This is a genomic window from Pseudoalteromonas sp. R3, assembly GCF_004014715.1.
GTDB lineage: Bacteria > Pseudomonadota > Gammaproteobacteria > Enterobacterales > Alteromonadaceae > Pseudoalteromonas.
In genome coordinates, this window is record NZ_CP034835.1 from 1,466,815 (window position 1) to 1,488,600 (window position 21,786).

22 protein-coding genes and 2 pseudogenes are annotated in these 21,786 nt (G+C 46.7%); 17 read left to right on the forward strand and 7 right to left on the reverse strand.

What is annotated here, in order from left to right; translation table 11 throughout:
* Positions 1–56 precede the first annotated feature (56 nt).
* Both ELR70_RS11125 and ELR70_RS24855 read left to right on the forward strand, forming a co-directional pair.
* Positions 57–977 carry a glyoxylate/hydroxypyruvate reductase A gene (locus ELR70_RS11125; protein WP_054014127.1) on the forward strand — a complete coding sequence of 307 codons (921 nt, stop codon included), beginning with the start codon at positions 57–59 and terminating at the stop codon, positions 975–977.
* Positions 978–1,179: 202 nt separating this feature from the next.
* Positions 1,180–1,335, forward strand: a complete 156-nt coding sequence (locus ELR70_RS24855) for a hypothetical protein (RefSeq protein WP_164881447.1) — start codon at positions 1,180–1,182, stop codon at positions 1,333–1,335.
* A 22-nt stretch (positions 1,336–1,357) separates the two neighbouring features.
* Here the strand turns inward: ELR70_RS24855 and smrA are convergent, their stop codons facing one another.
* The 3 genes from smrA to ELR70_RS11140 form a co-directional block, all read right to left on the reverse strand.
* Positions 1,358–1,939 (reverse strand): DNA endonuclease SmrA, encoded by a 582-nt coding sequence (gene smrA / locus ELR70_RS11130; protein ID WP_054014126.1) that lies wholly within the window; start codon positions 1,937–1,939, stop codon positions 1,358–1,360.
* 132 nt (positions 1,940–2,071) lie between these two features.
* Positions 2,072–2,311 (reverse strand): hypothetical protein, encoded by a 240-nt coding sequence (locus tag ELR70_RS25395; protein WP_054014125.1) that lies wholly within the window; start codon positions 2,309–2,311, stop codon positions 2,072–2,074.
* Positions 2,312–2,413: 102 nt separating this feature from the next.
* On the reverse strand, positions 2,414–2,872 hold the full coding sequence (locus tag ELR70_RS11140) for a hypothetical protein (RefSeq protein WP_054014124.1): 459 nt from the start codon (positions 2,870–2,872) through the stop codon (positions 2,414–2,416).
* Positions 2,873–2,961: 89 nt separating this feature from the next.
* Between ELR70_RS11140 and ELR70_RS11145 the strand changes: the two are divergent.
* Positions 2,962–3,358, forward strand: a pseudogene (locus ELR70_RS11145) (response regulator).
* A 152-nt stretch (positions 3,359–3,510) separates the two neighbouring features.
* Here the strand turns inward: ELR70_RS11145 and rpsT are convergent.
* Positions 3,511–3,771 (reverse strand): 30S ribosomal protein S20, encoded by a 261-nt coding sequence (gene rpsT, locus ELR70_RS11150; protein WP_054014123.1) that lies wholly within the window; start codon positions 3,769–3,771, stop codon positions 3,511–3,513.
* 454 nt (positions 3,772–4,225) lie between these two features.
* On the opposite strand from rpsT, the gene murJ reads away from it, so the two are divergent.
* The 13 genes and pseudogenes from murJ to ELR70_RS11215 all read left to right on the forward strand — a co-directional run bounded on the left by murJ (position 4,226) and on the right by ELR70_RS11215 (position 18,918).
* Entirely contained in the window at positions 4,226–5,812 is a 1,587-nt protein-coding gene (murJ, locus tag ELR70_RS11155) for a murein biosynthesis integral membrane protein MurJ (RefSeq protein ID WP_268795146.1), read from the forward strand.
* An 81-nt stretch (positions 5,813–5,893) separates the two neighbouring features.
* Positions 5,894–6,808, forward strand: coding sequence for a bifunctional riboflavin kinase/FAD synthetase (gene ribF / locus ELR70_RS11160; RefSeq protein ID WP_128064779.1), 915 nt, complete (start codon positions 5,894–5,896; stop codon positions 6,806–6,808).
* Between the two features lie 31 nt (positions 6,809–6,839).
* On the forward strand, positions 6,840–9,668 hold the full coding sequence (gene ileS / locus ELR70_RS11165) for an isoleucine--tRNA ligase (RefSeq protein WP_054014121.1): 2,829 nt from the start codon (positions 6,840–6,842) through the stop codon (positions 9,666–9,668).
* A 13-nt stretch (positions 9,669–9,681) separates the two neighbouring features.
* Complete coding sequence (gene lspA, locus ELR70_RS11170) at positions 9,682–10,188, forward strand: signal peptidase II (protein ID WP_054014120.1); 507 nt, start codon at positions 9,682–9,684, stop codon at positions 10,186–10,188.
* Positions 10,185–10,625, forward strand: a complete 441-nt coding sequence (gene fkpB / locus ELR70_RS11175; protein WP_054014119.1) for an FKBP-type peptidyl-prolyl cis-trans isomerase — start codon at positions 10,185–10,187, stop codon at positions 10,623–10,625. Before lspA ends, fkpB begins: the two co-directional genes overlap by 4 nt.
* Positions 10,625–11,554, forward strand: coding sequence for a 4-hydroxy-3-methylbut-2-enyl diphosphate reductase (ispH, locus tag ELR70_RS11180; protein ID WP_054014118.1), 930 nt, complete (start codon positions 10,625–10,627; stop codon positions 11,552–11,554). The genes fkpB and ispH overlap by 1 nt, the downstream gene beginning before the upstream one ends.
* A 12-nt stretch (positions 11,555–11,566) precedes the next feature.
* Entirely contained in the window at positions 11,567–12,610 is a 1,044-nt protein-coding gene (locus ELR70_RS11185) for a histidine kinase (protein WP_054014117.1), read from the forward strand.
* Positions 12,588–13,262 (forward strand): LytTR family DNA-binding domain-containing protein, encoded by a 675-nt coding sequence (locus ELR70_RS11190; protein ID WP_054014116.1) that lies wholly within the window; start codon positions 12,588–12,590, stop codon positions 13,260–13,262. The genes ELR70_RS11185 and ELR70_RS11190 overlap by 23 nt, the downstream gene beginning before the upstream one ends.
* A gap of 95 nt (positions 13,263–13,357) precedes the next feature.
* On the forward strand, positions 13,358–13,924 hold the full coding sequence (gene pilV / locus ELR70_RS11195) for a type IV pilus modification protein PilV (protein ID WP_054014115.1): 567 nt from the start codon (positions 13,358–13,360) through the stop codon (positions 13,922–13,924).
* 1 nt (position 13,925) lies between these two features.
* The gene (locus ELR70_RS11200) at positions 13,926–14,903 is read left to right on the forward strand and encodes a PilW family protein (RefSeq protein ID WP_054014114.1); all 978 of its coding nucleotides are present in this window, start codon (positions 13,926–13,928) and stop codon (positions 14,901–14,903) included.
* Positions 14,897–15,391 carry a hypothetical protein gene (locus ELR70_RS11205; protein ID WP_054014113.1) on the forward strand — a complete coding sequence of 165 codons (495 nt, stop codon included), beginning with the start codon at positions 14,897–14,899 and terminating at the stop codon, positions 15,389–15,391. The genes ELR70_RS11200 and ELR70_RS11205 overlap by 7 nt, the downstream gene beginning before the upstream one ends.
* Positions 15,391–18,510 carry a PilC/PilY family type IV pilus protein gene (locus tag ELR70_RS11210; protein WP_054014112.1) on the forward strand — a complete coding sequence of 1,040 codons (3,120 nt, stop codon included), beginning with the start codon at positions 15,391–15,393 and terminating at the stop codon, positions 18,508–18,510. Before ELR70_RS11205 ends, ELR70_RS11210 begins: the two co-directional genes overlap by 1 nt.
* Positions 18,497–18,918 (forward strand): annotated as a pseudogene (locus tag ELR70_RS11215) (type IV pilin protein). Before ELR70_RS11210 ends, ELR70_RS11215 begins: the two are co-directional and overlap by 14 nt.
* 169 nt (positions 18,919–19,087) lie before the next feature.
* On the opposite strand, the gene ELR70_RS11220 reads toward ELR70_RS11215, so the two are convergent.
* Together ELR70_RS11220 and ELR70_RS11225 are read right to left on the reverse strand one after the other, a co-directional pair.
* Entirely contained in the window at positions 19,088–19,603 is a 516-nt protein-coding gene (locus tag ELR70_RS11220; RefSeq protein WP_054014110.1) for a GspH/FimT family pseudopilin, read from the reverse strand.
* A 174-nt stretch (positions 19,604–19,777) separates the two neighbouring features.
* Positions 19,778–20,317 carry a GspH/FimT family pseudopilin gene (locus ELR70_RS11225; RefSeq protein ID WP_054014109.1) on the reverse strand — a complete coding sequence of 180 codons (540 nt, stop codon included), beginning with the start codon at positions 20,315–20,317 and terminating at the stop codon, positions 19,778–19,780.
* Between the two features lie 135 nt (positions 20,318–20,452).
* On the opposite strand from ELR70_RS11225, the gene glnB reads away from it, so the two are divergent.
* The gene (gene glnB, locus ELR70_RS11230) at positions 20,453–20,791 is read left to right on the forward strand and encodes a nitrogen regulatory protein P-II (protein ID WP_010382451.1); all 339 of its coding nucleotides are present in this window, start codon (positions 20,453–20,455) and stop codon (positions 20,789–20,791) included.
* 120 nt (positions 20,792–20,911) lie between these two features.
* On the opposite strand, the gene ELR70_RS11235 is transcribed toward glnB, so the two are convergent.
* Entirely contained in the window at positions 20,912–21,679 is a 768-nt protein-coding gene (locus tag ELR70_RS11235; protein ID WP_054014108.1) for an outer membrane protein assembly factor BamD, read from the reverse strand.
* Between the last annotated feature and the right edge of the window lie 107 nt (positions 21,680–21,786).

The window sequence follows — 21,786 nt, forward strand, 5'->3', positions numbered from 1 at the left end:
TTAAGATTGGATTTTTGTTACAGTAGTGGCGATTGAAAAAGAATAAGGGAAAGAGCATGGCATTATTAGTCTGTGTAACGGGCAGAGACAACAGCAAACTGATGGCGCAGCTGAGAGTACACCTGCCGGGGGTAGACATCAGAGAGTGGCCTGAAGGAGGTAATCTGGCTGAGGTTGAATTTGTTTTGGCCTGGAATGCACCTGACTCTCTATGGCAACAGTTGCCTAATCTCAAAGTGGTTCAGTCCTTTGGTGCTGGTGTCGACGGTATTCCATTGTCTGAGTTGCCGCCAGAGGTCAGGGTATGTCGGATAGTGGATCCGGCGCTTGCAGACGATATGGCGCAATACGTGCTTGGGCATGTGTTGGCGCATAAGCTCCGTTTACCACTGTATTACCAACAGCAGCAACAGCAACTTTGGCGTCCTAAGCGGGCAAGTGGTGGTAACCGGGTCGGTATTATGGGACTGGGACAACTTGGTCAGGTGGTTGCCAAAAAGATGCAGCAAAACAACTTTGAAGTCATAGGCTGGTCCAGAAGTGAGAAAACTTTGCCGGGTATTTCACAGTTTTGGGGAGCAGAACAGCTTCATTTGTTTGCGTCACAGTGTGATTATCTTGTTTGTCTATTGCCATTAACACCACAAACCAGAGGGATTTTGGACAACACGTTATTTCAGTCGATGCCTTCGCATGGTGTCATTATTAACGTAGCCCGAGGTGCGCATATTAATGAAGCAGATCTGCTGCATGCACTGAATACAGAGCAGATAGCCGCTGCCACGCTGGATGTTTTTGTACAGGAGCCGGTTGCTGAGGAACACCCGTTCTGGCGCCATCCAAAAATCACGATGACACCTCATGTAGCAGCGCTGACAAGCATGAAAACCGCAATGGCACAGATTGTTTCGAATATGAAGGCAATGCAGAGCAATGAACCTTTATCTCATTGTGTTGACACTACCTTAGGTTATTAAAGGGCACGAGCTTTCTTTGCAGTCATTGAACGGAAAAAACGACCTTGACTAATGTGGCTGAAGAGTAACTATGGTTACTCTTCTAATGGGGCGTAAACACAGGATTGCCCCTTGTATAAAATACTGTATAAAAAAACATCTTGTGACATCTTATTACATTCAGTAAGTTATCAAAAAAACAATAATAAATGAGTCGCTCGTTATGAATAGTAACCAAGGTGGCGTGAAGTTATCCGTCGTGCTCTTGTCGGTCATTGTGTTGGGTGTTATGGCTTGGTTTAACCAAGCTAATGCTGAAGCGGTTCCTGCAGTCCAGCAAACCGAAGAGGAAGTCAACCTTATCGCTGAGGTTGACTAAGTGATAGCTGCTCACGCTGCTATCACCTTTTTGCATGTCGCTCTCGGTTCTCTACTTTTTTCTCTTCGCTTTTTTTGAGTAAAACATAGGTTGAGCCATTTCCCCCATGGCAACTCAAAGCCGAATGAAAAGCCAAAACCTGGGGCATCTCCTGCAACCACTTATTACAGTAGCTTTTCAAAATTGCCGGGAAAGGCTTACTTTTTAAGCCAATACCATGGCGTATTAGCAATACCCTGATACTGCGTTGATGACAGTCAGTAATGAAGTCAAAAAGAGATTTTCTGGCTTCTCGGAATGGCTTTCCATGTAAGTCCAGCGTTGCGTCTATTTGATATTTACCAAGCCTGAGATTTTTGAACACGCCTTGCTGCACGCCATCTTTTTTGTAGCTGAGCAAATCATGAGGGTCGAGCAAGTCGACATACTCAGTCGAAAGAAAGTTGGGATCGAAGTCCTGTTCCTGCTCTGCTGCTTCTCTGCGTGCAAGTTGTGCCAGAGTCGGTTCGTTTTGTTGACGTTTTAGTTGAGCTTGATTGTCTTGTGCCAAAGGGACAACGTCTCCCATAGAGGCAAGAAAAAGTTCTTCATCTGTCATGGCCATACTGCGTCTCCAAAACCAACGGGTGTGGCCAGATTGTAGCGCAGGCTAAGACATTAGAAAATATCTTTAGAAGCCTCTTCGGGGGTTTATAGCCTGCAACGCAAGGTATGTGATGGTGCAGGCTAGTTAAAACTAAGGCGTGTTGTACTGCTCGTGGGTAAAAAGCTTGAACAGATAAAATGAATTTATCAGAATTAAACCTAAGTTTGAAATCACTGAAGTATTCATCAGATCCAGGCTGAACAAGAGAAACAGGATGCTGCAGGTCGCCAATGCTGCACCGCGCAGCAGGGTCTTATGGTTAATAAAAAAGGCACCAAATCCTAGCACTAGCAGTAATAAATTAAGTAGCCAGTCAAATTCGTTCGGCATGATCGTCAAAGTACTCCAGGTTGTTCAATAAAGGGGCGCCATTATGCGCCCCAACCCCGGTCTCTTCAAACGAGTATTTTTATAATTTTCAGATTAGTTTTTCTAATCTAAAACTAGCTTTACAAGCGCCGAAATAAATCCTTGTTGCTCTATAATTTGATACTTCTGGCAGGAGTCTGGATCGCTTTCATCCTGACACAAATAGAGCGTATTTCGCTCTAAAGCTGGTCTGATATGCAGGTTTGAGTCGAACAAAATGGGCTGAACCCCAGGTAAACCTGGCCAATATACACTCTGTGCAACCAGGCCGAGCTTTTCGTAAGTGATGAGTTTAGGTTTGGGAAAAATGATAATTAGAAGCAGTATAATGGCTGCGACAATCCAACGGCTTTTATTTGGTCTAACTTCTTCTTGTTGTGCAGCAGCAAGTTGTGCCTGTTGCTGTTGTTGTAATGCTCGTTGTTGTTGAGGTGATAAACGTTTTTTTTGTGACGGTCGTTTTTTCTTGGACCTGGCATCTACCTGATTGAGTAGAGTTTGTTTTTTTGGTCTTTGTGCCATGCTTTGCTATAGCCTTTTGTTTGCAGGACTCTATAATAGTTCTATGCTAATAATAGCGCATTTCAATTGACTAGCCCACGGGAAAGGATATGGAACAACAAATCTCTATACTAATTGTTGATGACGTAGGCACTGTTCGCAGTTTCTTACATCAAACTCTGATGCATCTGGGGATCGATAATGTTAAAGAAGCATCGACTGCGAAACAATGTATTACCGCCTGTGAGGAACGTCACTTTGATATCGTTTTTTTGATATCGTTTTTTAGATATCGAACTACCTGACGGGGATGGAAAGGAGCTAATTGCGGAGCTTGCCGAGATTAATCCGGATATCAATGTAGTGATGGTGTCAGCACACTCAACAGTTGATAATGTGAAAGATGCAATTGAACGGGGAGCAAAAGGGTTTGTTGTTAAGCCTTTTTCGCCAAAGAAAATTGCGGCGATGCTAAAGAAGTTTTATCCAAAGCTAGAGTTAGCTTAACTGCTGGCTTATTATATTTGGTTTGGGCAATGAGTATTGACACACTTCCGTCCAGAGGACTTGTGTCTACTGCCTGAGTCAGCAGCGTAGAAGCTTTCTTCCAGACATAAAAAAACCGACTTACGTCGGCTTTTTCATATCCAAAACCACAATTATAGCGCTTTGATCTTAGCAGCTAGGCGGCTCTTATGACGAGCAGCTTTGTTTTTGTGGATAAGACCTTTAGTTGCGTAACGGTCCAGGATAGGTGTAGCAACAGCGAAAGCTTGCTGTGCAGCTTCTTTGTCACCAGCTTCAATAGCAGCTACTACTTTTTTGAAGTAAGTACGCATCATTGAACGACGGCTTGCGTTGTGCTGACGGCGTTTTTCGCTAGTGATAGCGCGTTTTTTTGCAGACTTGATGTTAGCCAAGGTATGCTCCTAACAATCTTAAAATAAGCTTAGTTTAAAGGCCGAGGAATATGCCCTTTTTATTCTTTAAAGTCAATAAAAATTCCCCTCGGCTGGTCAATTTGTTTGTGTATCGCGCTTGTCCCTAGCCCCTCGCAGCCATAAGCGGCTAGTTGGGTTGCACGATAGCTTGTCTGAAACGATTGAGTGCAATCACAGTCTCAGATCGTATACCAAGTCAGCACCTTTAGCGGCACACGGCTTGGCAGTCTGGGCGCATTGTAACAAATCCATAATCGCTCTACTAGAGTGTTTATGATTATCCACACAAACGAGCGTAAATATGCCTGGCTGTTGTGCTACGATTGACCCCAATTGATCAGGCTAATACTCGCAAAAACCCTCATTTTCGCGAGTATTTATCTTTATCTGATTGTGGCATAATTCCGCGCAAAAATTTATCTGAGGAAATGCAGTGGCGAAGGGGCTGTTTAAATCAGGCATGATTGTGAGTGCCATGACGATGATATCCAGGGTAATGGGATTAGTCAGAGACGCTGTGGTGGCAAATCTGCTGGGAGCAGGACTTGCCGCGGATGTTTTCCTGTTTGCAAACCGTATTCCGAATTTTATGCGCCGCTTATTCGCTGAAGGTGCGTTTGCACAGGCGTTTGTTCCTGTTCTCGCTGAGATCAAAGAACAACACGGAGATGACAAAGTCAGGGTCTTTGTTGCTCAGGCTGCAGGTACCTTAGGTACAATTCTAATGCTTGTCACCTTAGTTGGCGTCGTGGGCTCGCCAGTGATTGCCGGTTTGTTTGGCACCAGCTGGTTCATTGACTGGTGGCACGGTGGTGAAAATGCTGAGAAGTTTGTACTGGCGAGTGCATTACTCAAGTTCACTTTTCCCTATCTTTTCTTTATCTCTTTAGTGGCGCTCAGTGGGGCGGTGCTTAATGTGTACAACCGCTTTTCTGTGGCAGCATTTACACCCGTATTACTAAATATCAGTATCATCAGCTGTGCGCTGTTATTACATGACCAATTTGAGCAGGGCGCTTATGCATTGGCGATAGGCGTATTTCTGGGTGGCCTGGCCCAGTTCCTGTTTCAGTTGCCGTTTTTGGCCCGTCTGGGCATGCTGTCGCGACCAAAATTTGCCTGGCGTTCACCTGAAGTGGTAAAGGTGCGTAAGCTGATGTTGCCCGCCATGTTTGGTGTATCTGTAAGCCAGATCAATCTGCTACTTGATACTGTTATTGCTGCTGCGTTGGCAACCAGCTCTATTGCCTGGTTGTACTATGCTGACAGGTTAATTGAATTTCCATTAGGCCTGTTTGGTATAGGGATTGCGACGGTGATTTTACCTGCGCTGTCGAAATTGCACGCTAAGGACAGTATTGAGGAATTCCAGCAAACGCTCGACTGGGGGGTGCGGTTTGTCATATTTCTGGGGATACCAGCGATGGCCGGACTGATGCTGATTAGTCCATTAATTATCTCTGTGTTGTTTGGCCATGGTGAATTTAACCAGGGGGAACATGACAACGTTGCTGCCGTGAGTGGCGCTGTTACAGCGTACTCGGTCGGCTTGGTGAGCTTTATGCTGATTAAAGTGCTAGCCCCTGGTTTTTTTGCCCGGCAAGACACAAAAACGCCAGTTAAAATTGGTATCATTGCCATGTCACTGAACATGTTGTTTAATCTGATGCTCGCCCCATTTATCGGCTATCTGGGGCTGGCACTGGCAACTGCGCTATCTGCGACCTGCAACGCGGCCTTGTTATACAGGCAACTCAATCAACAGGGTGTCTACCGTGTATCCAGGTTTACCATTGCATTCACCGCAAAGTGTATCTTGTCCAGTCTCGTGATGTCCGGTGTATTAATATGGCTCAACCGCCAGTTGTCCTGGCAGGGGAATGACCTGATAACACAAATCGGTTTACTGGGCCTTCAGCTGGTGGCTGCAATACTGGTTTATTTTAGTATGATGTACCTGATGGGGGTTCGGTTGAGCACGCTTAAAGACAGTTCAGCAGCGCCTGTACAGCCTGCGTAGGCTTTATTCGCATTTGCCGGTAACTTGGGTATAATCGGGCTTTTATACTTCTTTAGTAATCACAGGTGTTAGTTGTATGCAATTGATCCGAGGATCCACAATATTCGACCCCACCATTACGGCTGTGTGTTGACGATAGGAAACTTTGATGGCGTGCACTTGGGACACACTGAGGTACTGAAAGGGTTAGTTGCAGATGCACACGCACACAATTTGCCGAGCACTGTCATGCTTTTTGAGCCACAGCCGCAGGAATTTTTTGCCAGGCAGCAGGCTCCAGCCAGGTTGACCCGGCTGAGAGATAAACTGGCGTTACTGGCAGATATTGGCATTGAACGTGTTATTTGTGTGAGCTTTAACGCGCGATTTGCTAATTTCCAGGCAGAAGACTTTGTGCGTGACGTACTGTGCACCAAGCTTGGTGTCCGAGCTTTGACTGTTGGTGACGATTTTCGCTTTGGTAAAGGGCGTGTCGGTGATTTCGCAATGCTACAGCGACTTGGCCCCGAACTAAATATGGACGTCAAAGATACACAGAGTTTCAGGCAGCAAAATAGCCGGGTCAGCAGTACGTTGATCCGTGCAGCACTGGCCGAGGGTGATGTCGCGCGTGCGCACGCAATGCTGGGCCACACCTATGCGATTTCGGGCCGTGTTATTCATGGTTGGAAAAAAGGGCGTGAGCTAGGTTTTAAGACCGCCAATGTTGCGCTTAAGCGTCAGGTTAGCCCTGTACAAGGGGTATTTGCTGTGCGCATAAATGTAGGCAATACAATGTACAAAGGTGTTGCCAATGTGGGCACCAAGCCAACCTTAAATGGCAAGCGAGCTTTGCTCGAGGTACATATATTTGAATTTGACCAGGAAATATATGGTCAGTTTATAAAAGTGGAGCTTCTTCATAAGCTCCGTGATGAACAAAAATTTGAGTCATTGCAGCACCTAACTGAGCAGATTGCTCAGGATGTCACTGCTGCAAAACACTTTTTTCAATAATTTTAAGTAGCCGATACGGAAAGTAAAGTAAATGAGCGACTACAAGCATACGTTAAATCTACCGGAAACCGAGTTTCCAATGCGTGGCAATTTGGCACAACGCGAGCCCAAAATGCTTAAAACATGGTACGAGCAGGATCTGTATGGTCAGATCCGTAATGCCAAAAAAGGTAAAAAGCCGTTCATTTTGCACGATGGTCCTCCTTATGCCAATGGCAACATTCACTTAGGTCACTCAGTTAATAAGATCCTCAAAGATATTATTATTAAATCAAAGACACTTTCCGACTTCGACGCACCTTATGTGCCGGGCTGGGATTGTCATGGTCTGCCAATTGAACTGCAAGTTGAGAAGAAAGTTGGTAAACCCGGCAAGAAAGTATCAGTTGCAGAGTTCCGTGAGAAATGCCGTGAGTACGCTCGCAAGCAGGTTGAAGGCCAAAAAACTGATTTTAAACGTTTGGGTGTGTTAGGCGATTGGGATCGTCCATACCTGACAATGAATTTCGACTTTGAAGCCAATGCGTTGCGCGTATTGGGCCGCATTATTAAAAATGGTCACCTGCATAAAGGTGCAAAGCCTGTTCACTGGTGTACAGACTGTGGTTCTGCGTTAGCAGAAGCAGAAGTTGAGTATCAGGATAAGCAGTCGCCAGCGATTGATGTCAAATTTGACTTTGTCGATGAGCAGGCACTGCTTGATGCCTTTGAACTGACAGAAGGACATCAAGGTACAGGCCCGGCAAGCACAGTGATCTGGACAACCACTCCATGGACTATGCCCGCTAACCGTGCTGTGGCAGTGCATGGTGCTCTTGAGTACGCTTTGGTGCAGGTTGAAGATGAGGGCAAAGAGCAGCGCATGGTGCTGGGTTCTGAGCTTGTTAAAGATGCAATGGACCGATTTGGCTTCCATCGTTACCACGTGCTGGGTTACAGCAAAGGTGCTGCACTGGAAAATCTGCGCGTTGCGCACCCTATCTATGACTACGATGTGCCGGTTATTCTGGGCGACCACGTAACAACGGATTCAGGTACAGGTATTGTTCATACTGCCCCTGGTCACGGTCCTGAGGATTTCGCAGCTGGACAGGCGTATGGCCTGGAAGTGGCAAACCCAGTTGGAGCAAATGGCGTCTTTTTACCAGACACCCCAATTTTTGCTGGCCAGCATGTATTTAAAGCCAATGAAGCCATCATTGAGAAGCTAAAAGAAAATGGCGCGTTGGTACATCATCATGCCATGACTCACAGTTATCCGCACTGTTGGCGCCACAAGACGCCTATTATCTTCCGCGCTACACCGCAGTGGTTCGTGAGCATGGATCAGGCTAACCTGCGTCAAGATTCAATGGCAGAGATTGCTAAAACCCAGTGGATCCCTGAGTGGGGTGAAAATCGCATTGCGAATATGGTTGAAGGCCGCCCGGATTGGTGTATTTCTCGTCAGCGCACCTGGGGTGTACCTATTGCACTGTTCGTTGATAAAGACACTGGAGCGCTGCATCCACAGACAGAGGCGTTAATTGAAGACGTTGCTAAGCTGGTCGAACAAAAAGGTATTCAGGCATGGTATGACTTAGAACCTGCCAGCCTGCTCAATGAGGCCGATGCACAGCAGTACGTAAAAGTGCAAGATACGCTGGATGTTTGGTTCGATTCAGGTGTAACCCACGCATGTGTGGTGGATGCTCGTGAAGAGCTGACAGGCCCTGCAGATCTGTATCTGGAAGGCTCGGATCAACACCGTGGCTGGTTTATGTCTTCGATGATGACGTCTGTGGCAATCAATGGTCATGCTCCTTATCGTCAGGTTCTGACTCACGGCTTCACTGTGGATGAAAAAGGCCACAAGATGTCTAAGTCTCTGGGCAATGTTATTTCGCCTCAGGATATTATGAATAAGCTGGGCGCGGATATTTTACGCCTGTGGGTAGCTTCAACAGACTACACTGCTGAAATGACCGTGTCAGATCAGATCTTTAAGCGCGCGGCAGATCGCTACCGCCGGATCCGAAATACCAGCCGTTATTTGCTGTCCAACCTGAGTGGCTTCAATCCTGCAACGGACCTGGTTGCTGTAGAAGATATGATTGAGCTGGATCGCTGGATTGTCAGCCGAGCTGCGCAGCTACAGCAGGAAATTGTCGAAGCGTATGATAATTACCAGATGCTGGTAGTGACACAAAAGCTGATGAATTTCTGTACCGGTGAGCTGGGTTCGTTCTATCTTGACGTGATTAAAGACCGACAGTATACCGCGAAGAGCGACAGTCATGCCCGCCGTTCATGTCAAAGTGCGCTTTACCATATTGCTGAAGCGATGACGCGCTGGATGGCGCCTATTATGAGCTTCACAGCCCAGGAAATCTGGGAAGTGTTACCTGGTGAGCGTGGTGAATTCGTATTTACTGATGTTTGGTACGATGGTCTTACCCAAGTGAGCGAAGGGCAGCTGAGCAATGACTTCTGGCAGGAATTGCTGTCAGTACGTGATGAAGTTAATAAAGTACTGGAAAGTGCACGTAAAGAAGAGATTATCGGTGCTACTTTGCAGGCCGAAGTTACGTTGTACACAGGCGGTGATTTGGCACAGAAGCTGATGACTTTGAAAGACGAGCTACGATTCGTATTACTGACATCAAAAGCGCAAGTAGAAGTTGTAAATACGAAGCCAGAAGCTGCCGTTGCTACAGAAATTGACGGACTATTCATTGCCGTTAAAGCCACACAAGCACCGAAATGTGATCGTTGCTGGCATCACTGCGAAGATGTTGGTCAACATGCAGAGCACCCAGAACTATGTGGTCGCTGTGTGACGAATGTCGATGGTGCTGGTGAACAGCGTCAGTTTGCTTAATTAGGAGTATTACATGACCAAATCGACCGAACGTAGTGGTCTGGTGTGGTTGTGGCTGAGTCTACTGCTGTTTGCAGTAGACTTCGGCACGAAAGCACTGGTGGTAGCAAATATGCGACTGTATGAGTCGATTGAGTTGCTACCATTTTTTAATTTTACTTATATGCATAACTATGGTGCTGCGTTTAGCTTTCTTAGTGAAGCGGGAGGCTGGCAACGTTGGTTCTTGAGTGGTATCGCAGTCGCTATTAGTGCTCTACTGGTGTATTGGCTTAAAAAGTTACCTGCAAAAAACTGGTTGCTGTGCAGTGCTTACGCTTTAGTGCTATCAGGCGCACTAGGTAACTTGTATGATCGGGTTACCTTAGGCTACGTAGTAGACTTTTTGCACTTTTACTATCAGGACTGGCATTACCCGGCATTCAACGTAGCGGATATGGCTATCGTTGGTGGCGCAGGTTTATTGTTATTTGACGCCATTTTTGGTGATAACGCAGATACCCAGGAGAACAAGGCATGAGTGAGCAGATAATAGGCCCACAGTCCGAGGTTTTATTTCACTTTTCAATAAAACTGGCTGACGGTTCTGCAGCGGACTCAACGAAAGTACATGATAAACCGGCAAAGCTCTTTATGGGTGACGGTAGTTTGACTGAAAATTTTGAAAAATGTTTGCTGGGACTGCGTGCCGGAGATAGTAAATCGTTTGAGCTAGAGCCGCAGGATGCCTTCGGTATGCCCAACCCGGACAACATTTATTATATCGACCGCAGTAAGTTTGGTTCTGAAACACCCGCTGAAGTAGGCAGCATTATTGCCTTTACTCAGCCTGACGGAACTGAGCTGCCAGGCCTGATCCGCGAGGTTGCCGGAGATTCTGTTACTGTAGACTTCAACCATCCTCTGGCCGGGCAAAAGGTGACCTTTGAAGTTGATATTTTAGAGGTGAAAAACTAATGGAAATCTTGCTTGCAAATCCACGTGGTTTTTGTGCCGGGGTAGACCGAGCAATCAGTATCGTAGAACGTGCCCTTGATATCTTTGAAAAACCCATTTATGTGCGTCATGAAGTGGTACACAACAAATATGTAGTAGACGGGCTGCGTGCCCGTGGTGCGGTGTTTGTTGAAGAGCTGGATCAGGTGCCAGATGACAGCATTGTGATATTCAGTGCGCATGGTGTATCTCAGCAGGTGCGTCAGGAAGCAAAACGTCGCGAACTAAAAGTCTTTGATGCGACTTGCCCTTTGGTCACCAAAGTACATATGGAAGTCACACGTGCAAGCCGCAAAGGCACGGAGTGTATCCTTATCGGACACCATGGACACCCGGAAGTAGAAGGTACTATGGGCCAATATAATAACCCAGCGGGTGGTATATATCTGGTTGAAACACCTGAGGATGTCAGTACGCTGGAAGTAAAAGATCCTAGCAACCTTTTTTATTGCAGCCAGACGACCTTGTCGGTAGATGATACTTCGGATGTGATTGAAGCGCTGCGGGAAAAGTTTCCACAGATCCATGGTCCACGTAAGGATGATATCTGTTACGCCACACAAAACCGTCAGGACGCGGTTAGAGACCTGGCTAACAAGGTCGACTTGCTGTTGGTCGTTGGTGCTAAGAATAGTTCTAACTCAAATCGCCTGCGTGAGCTTGCGGACAAAATGGGCACACGCGCATTTCTAATTGATGATGACCAATGCCTGAATGCGAGCTGGTTTGATGGTGTAAACAAAGTGGGTGTAACTGCTGGTGCTTCAGCACCTGAGGTGTTGGTGCAGCAGGTCATTGCCCGACTCAAAGCGCTTGGTGGACAAACCGTTGTAGAAAACCCGGGTCAGGAAGAAAATGTGGTTTTCGCTGTGCCTGTCGAACTTCGGTAGGTGCGACAGACCATGGATAAGTCAGAGGCGATTGGCCTGGGACTGCTAAAAGCCATGGTATCTGAGCGGGGCGTACTGGCTATGCTGATCGCCTCGCAATCTCTCTCCTTTATTTATACGCTCGCTGATTATGATGACTTCTGGCTGACTTTAGGGCTGGTGAGTTTATTCACCCATGGTAACGCTTTATTGTCTTTAGGTGTTATAGCTCTTATCAGCGCCTTTAAAGTGTCTAAACCGGCTCAAAATGGTGTTCTGGAACTGAGCATCGTCTTTATTGTGTTTATTAGTGTGTGTATTGGTCTGAGTATCGGGATCCAGTTTACGCCTCTGTCTTCCCATGTGCCGATTGATTGGGGTCCGGTATTTAGCAATAGCGCCATATGTTGTTTTGTTGTGGTGATCCTGCTGTACTTTATGTCGATCTACATTGACAATGTTAATGCGCTTGAGCTGGCTGCGCGAGCGGAAATTGATGCCTTGCAGGCAAGAATACGACCGCACTTTTTACACAATACGTTAAACACGTTGGCTGAATTAACGCATGAAAATGCAGCTGATGCGGAACAAGCAGCCTTATTACTTGCCCGCCTGATGCGAGTGTCTTTTGCCGAAAAAAAATGGCATACCATTGCAGATGAAGTGGCGCTAACGAAAGATTACCTTTGTCTGGAGCGTTTTCGTTTCGAGCAAAGGCTACAGGTTCAGTGGCTAATCGATGATGCCCTGTTGAGTGTGCCTATCCCGACACTGACGTTGCAACCTCTGGTCGAGAATGCAGTATTGCACGGCATAGAAAAGCGTGTCCAGGGCGGCACCATTACTATTCACATTGAAAAACGTGATAATACAATCACACTGAGTGTGACTAATCCCTTACCACACGTAACACATCACTCCAGTGGCAATGGGATTGCGACAAAAAATATCGATAAACGACTGTCACTCTATTACCAGCGCCGGGCAAGTTTGAGGATTGAGCGAGATAATGATAAATTCTTAGCTACCATTACTTTACCTGACACCGGAGCTTATGAATTATCTGATTTTGGATGATGAACCTATCGCCAGACGGCGGTTACGGCGCTTGATGTCGGAGTTTGAACATTTCACTTGCGTGGCAGAAGCGGCAGACGGTGAGCAGGCGCTGCAATTGTGTGAGGATACCTTACCCGAGCTGGTGTTTCTCGATATTGCTATGCCCGGCATTGATGGTCTGGAAGTCGCGGGTTTGCTCAGACAAAAAATGCCAGAATGCAAAATTGTTTTTGTGACAGCATTCGCTGAACATGCCCTGCGAGCGTTCGATCTGCTGGCAGAAGGGTATTTGGTTAAACCCATAGATAAAGACCGCCTGGTTGCCTTACTTGAACATATCTATGGCGAGAAAATGCAGCGTCTGCAATATCAGGTAGGCCATGATACGCGCTGGGTTGCGGTATCCGATATTCTGGTAGCCAGAAGTGACGAGCGTTATACCCACATTTATTTTACCGGTGGTGAGGCATTGGTAGATATTCCCCTAAAGAAGTTACTGGCAACCTATCCACGACACTTTGTACAGGTACACAGAAATACACTGGTGAAAAAGCAGGCGGTGTTGAGTCTGGAGTCCGTGGAAGGGAATCACAGAGTCCGGTTGAATGGCTTTGCTGAGCCCATTACGGTGAGCCGCCGGGCTGCGGCTAATTTTAAGTCGCTATTCTGACCATTAAACCCGACTGATTGACCGTTGAGCCCACGATCAGGTTCATGACGAAGTGATTCATTATATTATGTGATGGAGCAAACTGACTTTGAAAAATGATGGCAAGAACTGTGTGTAGTAACGCAAATCGCGGATTTACCCTCTTAGAAACGCTGATCGCTTTTATGGTGTTGAGCTTTGGCCTGCTCGGTGCTGTAGCACTGCAAGCGAAGGCAAAGCAAGCCAGTTTTGACTCTATGCAACGCGCAGCTGCTGTGGCCCTGGCTGGTGATATTATGCAGCGGATCCGCAGTAACGACACCCTCAATCTAGATACACAATATCAGCAAGTATTCAGCAGCACGGCGACTATAAATGGCAATAATGGCTGTTTCAGTAATACATGTACCAATGCTGAAATTGCTGCGATGGATCTGGAGCAATGGGTTATGGCCATACAAGCCAAAGAGAACACGGGCTCGCTTGACGATACTACTGTGTGTATTAGTACAACGCCGGTGGCCAATACGCAGGGGCGAGGCTTCAATGTGACGGTCAGTGTTGCCTGGGCAGGTCGTCAGGCATTTGTCATGAATGCTGCCAACCAGGCGATTAACTGTGGCGAAAACAATGACTATCGACGAGTAGTAAGCATAAACAGTTATTTACTGGTGAGGGACTGAAATGGGACGCTCAGGGTTTACGCTGGTAGAGTTACTGATCTCCATGTTTATTGGCGCTTTGTTATTGGGTGGCGTAGTCACAGCGTATGTCAGTATGAAAGTAACAACACGAGATACGATGGCGATTGGCGAGCTTCAGGAGGTTGGCAGGCTGACACTGACCTTGTTACGCCGTGACCTTGAGCAGGTTGGTTTCTGGGGCACCTTTTATGATAAAGGCCTGACCACGATTAATTCAACCAGTCCAGCGAATCCAACGAACGATTGTTTTGGCGGTCTCAATAATGGTAGTTTTCCCAATGCGGTACAGACGAACTTCCGCTCTATCTACGCGGAGCAAACAAGTGGTGCGGCGTTAGATTGCATCTCAGGGGCGCGTAACAATACAGAGGTGTTACAGCTTAAGTTTCTCGAAGGAAGGCAAATTACAGATTTCGGCGATGTTGAAGACAATCGTTACTATTTTATTGCACAGCAAGAACAGGGCACCTTTGTCGCCGGGGATAGTTTTGCTGGCATGCCGACTAACAACGCTACGTTGTGGCCCTACAGTCATCATGTTTACTATATCGAAGAGCAGCAAATTCAGATCAATAGCAAAACTATCACCACTCCAATCCTGATGCGCAGAAGACTGACCGTGAGTGGCGGGATGACCACAGAAGCTGTGATTGAAGGGGTCGAAGATATTCGCTACCTGTTTGGACTGGACACCAATGGTGACAGCCGCGTAGATACTTATCGTAGTACACAAGATATGACCGCTGGAGACTGGGAGCGCTCAGGTGGGATTCTGACCGTGCAGATCATCGCATTAGTCAGAGTACTTGAGGCTGATGCGGATCTGGAATTGAAAAGCCAGACTTATACCCTGGGCAATGACCCGGACAGACGAACCCTGACCTTTAATGACAATTATCGTCGGACGGTGTTCTCGACCACAATCCAACTCTATAACATGGGAATTTCAACATGGTAATGGCGCATAAACAGCAGGGCATGGTGCTGATTGTTTCTATGGTCCTTATTGTGGCCGTGATGAGCGTCGCTGTGACCCTGATGAGTAGCAGTACTATAGATATTAAAGTGACAAATGCCGCGCAAGAGCGTGAAGCTGCCGAGGCATTGTTGATGGGAGAAGTACAGCGCATTATTTCACAAGAGAAAGTACTGTTTAACGAAAGTGTTTTTCATGCCCGTAACGGCCAGTTTGAAAACGATGCAGGAGAGATGGTTGGCCGGGTGATCCGCAATGATGAAGAAATAGAACTGGAAAGCCTGCAAGCCAACCTCAACAGCGGTCAGCTGTTACTGGAGTGTCCGCGTGTTTTTAACTTCACTGCTGGACTAAGCTGTGTGATCACTGAAGTGGAAAGTACAGTGCAATATGGTGACCAAGCTCAGCATCAGGTGACCGTTGTGATTGGCGTTGCGCAGGAAGCGCTTAGCAACCTGGGGAATCAATAATGTGGTATAGACTATTAGGCTTGCTGAGTTGTATTTGTGTGTTCAGCATTCAGGCCGAGGATATCGAGTTATTTGTTAAACATGACATCTCTAACTCAGAAAAGTCACGAGTGCTGGTTGTTTTTGATACATCGGGAAGTATGGCGTGGGATGTGAAGGATGGCCAGCGGTGCTATGAGTATCGTAGAGGGCGGTTTCGTAGCATTGATTGCTTTGATTCTTCGCAGACCAGCAAACGTTGTTACAAGGTACGTAATGGCTGGTACCAACAATCAAACTGTGGCGATAGTCGCTTAAAGGTTGCACAGGATGCGATTACAACACTGGTAGATGACAACCCAGATTTCGATATCGGCTTAATGCGACTCTATTCCAGTTCAGGTGGATATGTACTTAATGGCCTGGGTACAGATACAACAACGCTAAAAAGTAAAATTGCTAACTTGCCAGCCAGCGGCAGCACACCTTTGTCGGAAACCCTGTGGGAGGCATATCTTTATCTAACAGGTAAACGGGTTCTTTACGGGCAGGATAAAAGCGACCGTGATCGCAGTGTTGAAAGTAATGGTTATTATATTTCGCCCTTTAAGCCGGATCCCCTGGCGCCGAAACGCTGCGACACGTCGACCAATATCATTCTGATGACAGATGGCGATCCGACCAGTGACTCAGCGCGTAATACGGATATCTATAATAAATATGTGTCTACGTTTGGCTCTGCGCCCAGCAGAGTATCCAACAACTACCTTAACTCACTCGCTAAAGTGATGAGAGGAACACCCGAAACTCAGGTCGATCTTTACCCCAGTACGCCGGAAGAACTGGACTTTGCCCGCACCTATACCATAGGCTTTGGTACGGGGATGTCCAATGCGGGCAAAACCTTGCTTGAGCAAACCGCTCTTGATGGTGGCGGAGAATACAAACATGCGAATACGGCCTCTGAGCTTTCTGAAGCATTGAAAGCCACCATTACTAACATTCGCGAAAAGAGTGACAGTTTTTCATCGCCTTCTGTATCAACCAGTAGCTCAGACTTGAGTCGCAGTGGAGACTCAATCTATTACACTATGTTTTATCCAGAAACCCACACCCGGTGGCGGGGCAATCTGAAAAAGCTCAAGGTGAAAGGATCTGTGATACATGGCATGGGAAGTAGTAGCCATGCCATTAATGAAGAGGGGGTTATCGCAGATAATGTCACCACGTATTGGTCTCAGCCTGGTTCTAAAGATGGCTCAAAAGTGGGGGTCGGTGGCGTTAACTATCAGTTATCACGGCAAACAACACGCAAGCTTTATTCAGACTATGGTAAAGGCACCTTAATGTCTTTTGACTATGCCACCGCATTGATCGCTGCGGGTGGTGACTTGTCAAAATTGAGCACCATGTTTTCGGTGGATAATGCCGGTCTGTTACCTGATGTGATTGACTGGTCCAGAGGGATTGACGTTAATGATGAAAACAATAACGGCTCAACCACTGACCGACGCGACACCATTTTTGGCGACCCCTTGCACTCAAGGCCCGTAACGCTGGATTATGGCAATGGCGACTTGCGAGTGATTGTGGGTACTAATGCCGGGTTCCTCCACATGTTTAAGGACAACGGCGACACCGTGACGGAGAGCTGGGCGTTTGTTCCCGGTTCCTTGCTGGACATACTCAGACCTCAAATGGTGCGCCAGGATGATACCAAGTTATACGGTATGGATGGCCCGATAACGGTTTATTTCTGGGACAAAAATGACGATGGTAAGGTAGGTAGCGGAGAGCGCGTTTGGCTCATTGCCGGTATGCGACGTGGTGGCAACGAGTATTATGGGTTTGATATTACGTCCCCTGATAATCCTAAGTTATTGTGGGGAGGACCTATCAAAGGCGGGTCTGCGCCCTATGAGCAACTGGCTCAAACCTGGTCTAAACCTTTGGTGACTTTTATTAAATCTAAACCGGATACGCCAGTTGTTATTTTTGGTGCCGGATATGATACCAATAAAGATAATGCGCTCTTTTCTGACGACAACGTTGGCCGGGGTATTTATATTGTTGACATAGAAACGGGTAAGCCGTTTTGGAGCCTGACTGCGGCTAATGGTTTCTCTGGCAAGCATAGTATCGCAGCAGACCTCAGCACCGTTGATTCTGATTATGATGGCTATATTGATCGTATCTATGCTTCGGATACAGGAGGAGGTGTCTGGCGCTTTGACATGCCCGGGACCAATCCAAGCGACCGTGAAACTCCCTGGACACACTTCAAACTGGCAGATCTTAGCGGAGACACGGACAATCACAAGCGACGGCTTTTCTACCGTCCGGTTGTAGCTCGCACCTACTTTTCTAAGGTATCAACTGAAACGGTAAATGGTCAGACGATCACTATTCGCAGGGACATCCCTTATGAAGGGCTACTGATTGGCAGTGGTAACCGAGCCAAGCCGACGTCTACTGCTGTGCAGGATTTTCTCTATATGATTCGGGATGAAAACACCAAAACACAATCATTTAGAGGGGACAGTGTACCGGCGACTATCACATCTGCAAACCTACTGGATGTCACCAGTGACCCCTTTTACTCTCGGCTGGATGATTTTGACCAGTTTGTAGAAAAAGAAGTTGAGCTGGGTTTGGCAAACGGCTGGAAGTTGGAACTTGCTGATGGCGAAAAAGCGATGGCGGCAGCAACCATTGTCGCCGGTGTTGCCTATTACACAACTTTTACGCCTGCCAGTGTCGAGATAAACGAGTGTTCTATCACTGCGGGCAGGGGAAGGTTATATGCGTTGCACCTGAACTATGGTATGCAGATGTTGGATCTGAGAAGTTTTCAGACTACCGCAGAAGTGCCGGATACACCCAGAGTACACTATAGCGAACATACCAATGAGGATGGCAGTACCACAATTAAAGCGCAGCTGATAAGTCCTATTGTGACTGAGAACAGTGACGATGTTATAGATGGCAAGATCCGGCTGGTGGAACCCGATGCTGCCGAGCCATATAGAAAGTCAGACGGCGGTGTCGGTGGTGTAACTGGTGAAAATGACGTACAAATCGAAATGCAAACTCGGTTATTGTACATATACAAAAAAGAAGAGCATGATGAAAAGAACTAATCGTACAGTATTGGGATTCACTCTGATTGAGCTGATGATCACCATCGCAATCCTGGGTATTTTAGCCAGCATTGCTTACCCCAGTTATTCATTGTATGTGAAGCGTGCAGCCAGAGCTGAAGCTGCATCCACTTTGCTTGATGCTGCGAACAAACAGGAACAGTATTTTGTGGACAACCGGCAATATGCCAGCACATTAGCTGAGCTGGGATTGCAAACCACAACGGAGAATGATTATTTTACCCTGACCATAGCACTGGGTGCGAACCTCAATACCTTTACAATTACGGCCACGGCATCGGGGGCCCACTTGAGGACGATCCCGATTGTACAACCCTAACCATCAATAACTTGAATATTCGGGGTAGTACAGGTAACTTCACCGCAGATCAATGTTGGGGGCGATGATCACTGCGATCTAGCCAGATGCAGGTCCTGTTTTCATTCTCATGTTGACTCAGATTTAATCACCGTGCACTGTGCCTGAATGAGCGCGTTGTGCAAAGCGCATTCAATATGAGTTATTGTACAGAGTTGGCCAATAAGGTTAGCTCAATTTGAAGGGACAAATATGGCGCTAATGGCATTTTGTCGTTTCTCTGAGTCTGCTTCGACCTACCACACTGACAGACAAAGCCAGCCCGATAGGATCTCCGCGAAGGCGTCTGGCACAGTAAACAAAGGTACCATTACCAAATCCTCTTAAAGTCCCTGTGTGTTTAAAGGTTATCGCTTTTCTGGGGTATTCTAACGTGTCGCTGGTCGTGATCCCCGACAATACCATTAGCTTGATATCTCCGTTATCGAACTGAGCGCGATCCTGATAATCGGTGAAAACAGTCAGCTCCTTGTGCCACTGAGTTGTACAGTGGCCGTTGACTAATGGACACATAGTGACAGGTGCATTGTGTGTGATAGCCAGCAACCTCGATAAGGTCAGGTGACGGTCGATGTTCAATAGCGCAGTTTTGGGCCTGTCTAATTCGGTCAGTGTGTGTATGGCAGGGGCCGAGAGTAGCACCATAACACCAAACAGCGCCATGCAAATGATCAATTCAAACAGGGTAAATCCGAAGCAGTTCCTTACATTCATGAGTATGCATCCGTGCATGAGTCATTATTCTAGCGTAGATGGGGAGCGCTATATCACAAGGAGTATGAATAATTATCATGGGCGGAGTTGGTAAGTATCAGTCCTTAAGCTTAATTCCGCGACCGCGGATGTACTCAGTTCAAAGACACTTATCTAAAAACCACAATGAAGCGATTAATTGCAGGTGAGCTGGGTATCACCGCGATAGAGCGCAGACCCCACAACACTTATCTCTAATTGTTGATTGGCAAAGTTGGTTGCAGAAGGGCAATAGACAAAGCTGCTGGCTTGCAGCATTGCTGTGCGGCCACTTGAATCAAAGCGTAGACTGGCACTTGGAAATGACAATGCGTCGTTTTCAGGCACGCGCTCCATCACACGCAACAGGTCATCGGCATCAGCGTTGTACGAGCCGTTGTTATTTCGGTCTAAAAACACTGTGATGCGGTTATTTTGCCAGTCGGTCAGGCAGTTAAAGTCGCTGTTGGTTTCAACCAGCGCTTGGCTTGCGGGGCAAATTACAATGATTTCATCTGTTGCAGTTGCATGTGCTCTGGCAAACGTGACAGTACGCTTGAGTTCCTGTAAGTAAGTTTCAGAGCGGGTAGAGCTTGAAATATTTGCCCCAAATGATAAGGCAATGGCAGATAGCAATCCCAAAATGGCAATCGTGACAATGAGTTCAATAAGTGTAAAGCCTCTGTGTTTTTTCATCGTGCACAACCAAAATTAGGAATAACTACTACTTATTATAGTGCGTCTTTTCGTGTATTAATTCAATCGCTTTGTTTGCCTTGTTTTGTTGGATTGTCTAAAATCGACGCATTACCAAAGGGATAAAAATCAATCATGAAAAAGATAGAAGCCATCATTAAACCATTTAAGCTAGATGACGTGCGTGAAGCCTTGTCTGATATCGGTATTACCGGTATGACTGTGTGTGAAGTTAAAGGCTTTGGCCGACAAAAAGGCCACACTGAGTTGTATCGTGGCGCAGAATATATGGTCGACTTTCTGCCAAAGGTGAAACTGGACATCGTTCTGGCCGAAGAAGATGTAGACCGGGCTATCGATGTCATTTTAAAAACAGCACAAACCGGCAAGATTGGCGATGGTAAAATCTTTGTCACCGAAGTGGAGCGTGTTGTGCGGATCCGTACTGGTGAAGAGGATGAAGAAGCGATCTAATATCAATTACACTTAACTAAGCAAATTGGTATAGCGAGTCATTGAGCTCTCAAGAAAAGACATAAAAACGCCGGGTACTGTAAGCAGTCCCGGCGTTTTCAATTGTTCTGTGAAGTATATTTATTGCTGACGTTGCTGGTTTTGCTCTTTGGCTTTACGGGCGTTGTCGCTGAGTTCCTCAAGACCAAGCATCGCGTAGCTCTTTTCCATCATCTCAAGTGCTGGAACCAGATAGCTGCTTTGTGAGAAATGTTCGACTACATACTTACCCCGATTAGCCGCAGCAAGATAGGCTTCACGCTCAAAGTAATAGTTGGCGACCTTTAGTTCATAACGTGCCATTTTGTTTAGCAACCAGGCAAGGCGCTTTTTGGCTTCCGGCACATAGGCGCTGTCAGGATAATTCTTTACCAGAGTCGACAAGTCCTGAAAAGCAACACGTGTTCGACTAGGGTCGCGGTCTGCACGGTCAATGCCAAAGTACTCCTGGAAGCCGTTTTCATCTGCCTTAATGTTGATAAGGCCCCGCATATAATACATGTAGTCAAGATTTTTATGGTTGGGGTTAAGGCGTAAAAAACGATCTACTGTCGCTAAAGCCTGTTCTGTGTTTCCTGTTTGATAAAAGGCATATACCAAGTCCATTTGCACCTGATGAGAATAAGGGCCAAATGGATAGCGTGAGTTAATGGCACTCAACAGCTCAATAGCACGGGCATATAAGCCAGAGTCGAGCGTTTGTTTGGCGTCTTCGTACAATGCCTGCACAGATTTATTTGGTACGCGTTCGATTTCTTCTTGTTCTGGGGCGGATGAGCAGGCTGCTAATCCCAATACAGATGCGCTCAATACGATTGCGAAAGCGCGTTTTCCCAACGTCTTTATCATTTTATTTTACTACCTTCGTTATCAGGCTAGGCCAAGTCGGCAAAACCGAGTAAACTATGCATTTATGCGATTCTAACCCAGTCGAGCATGGCTTGCACTGGTATTTT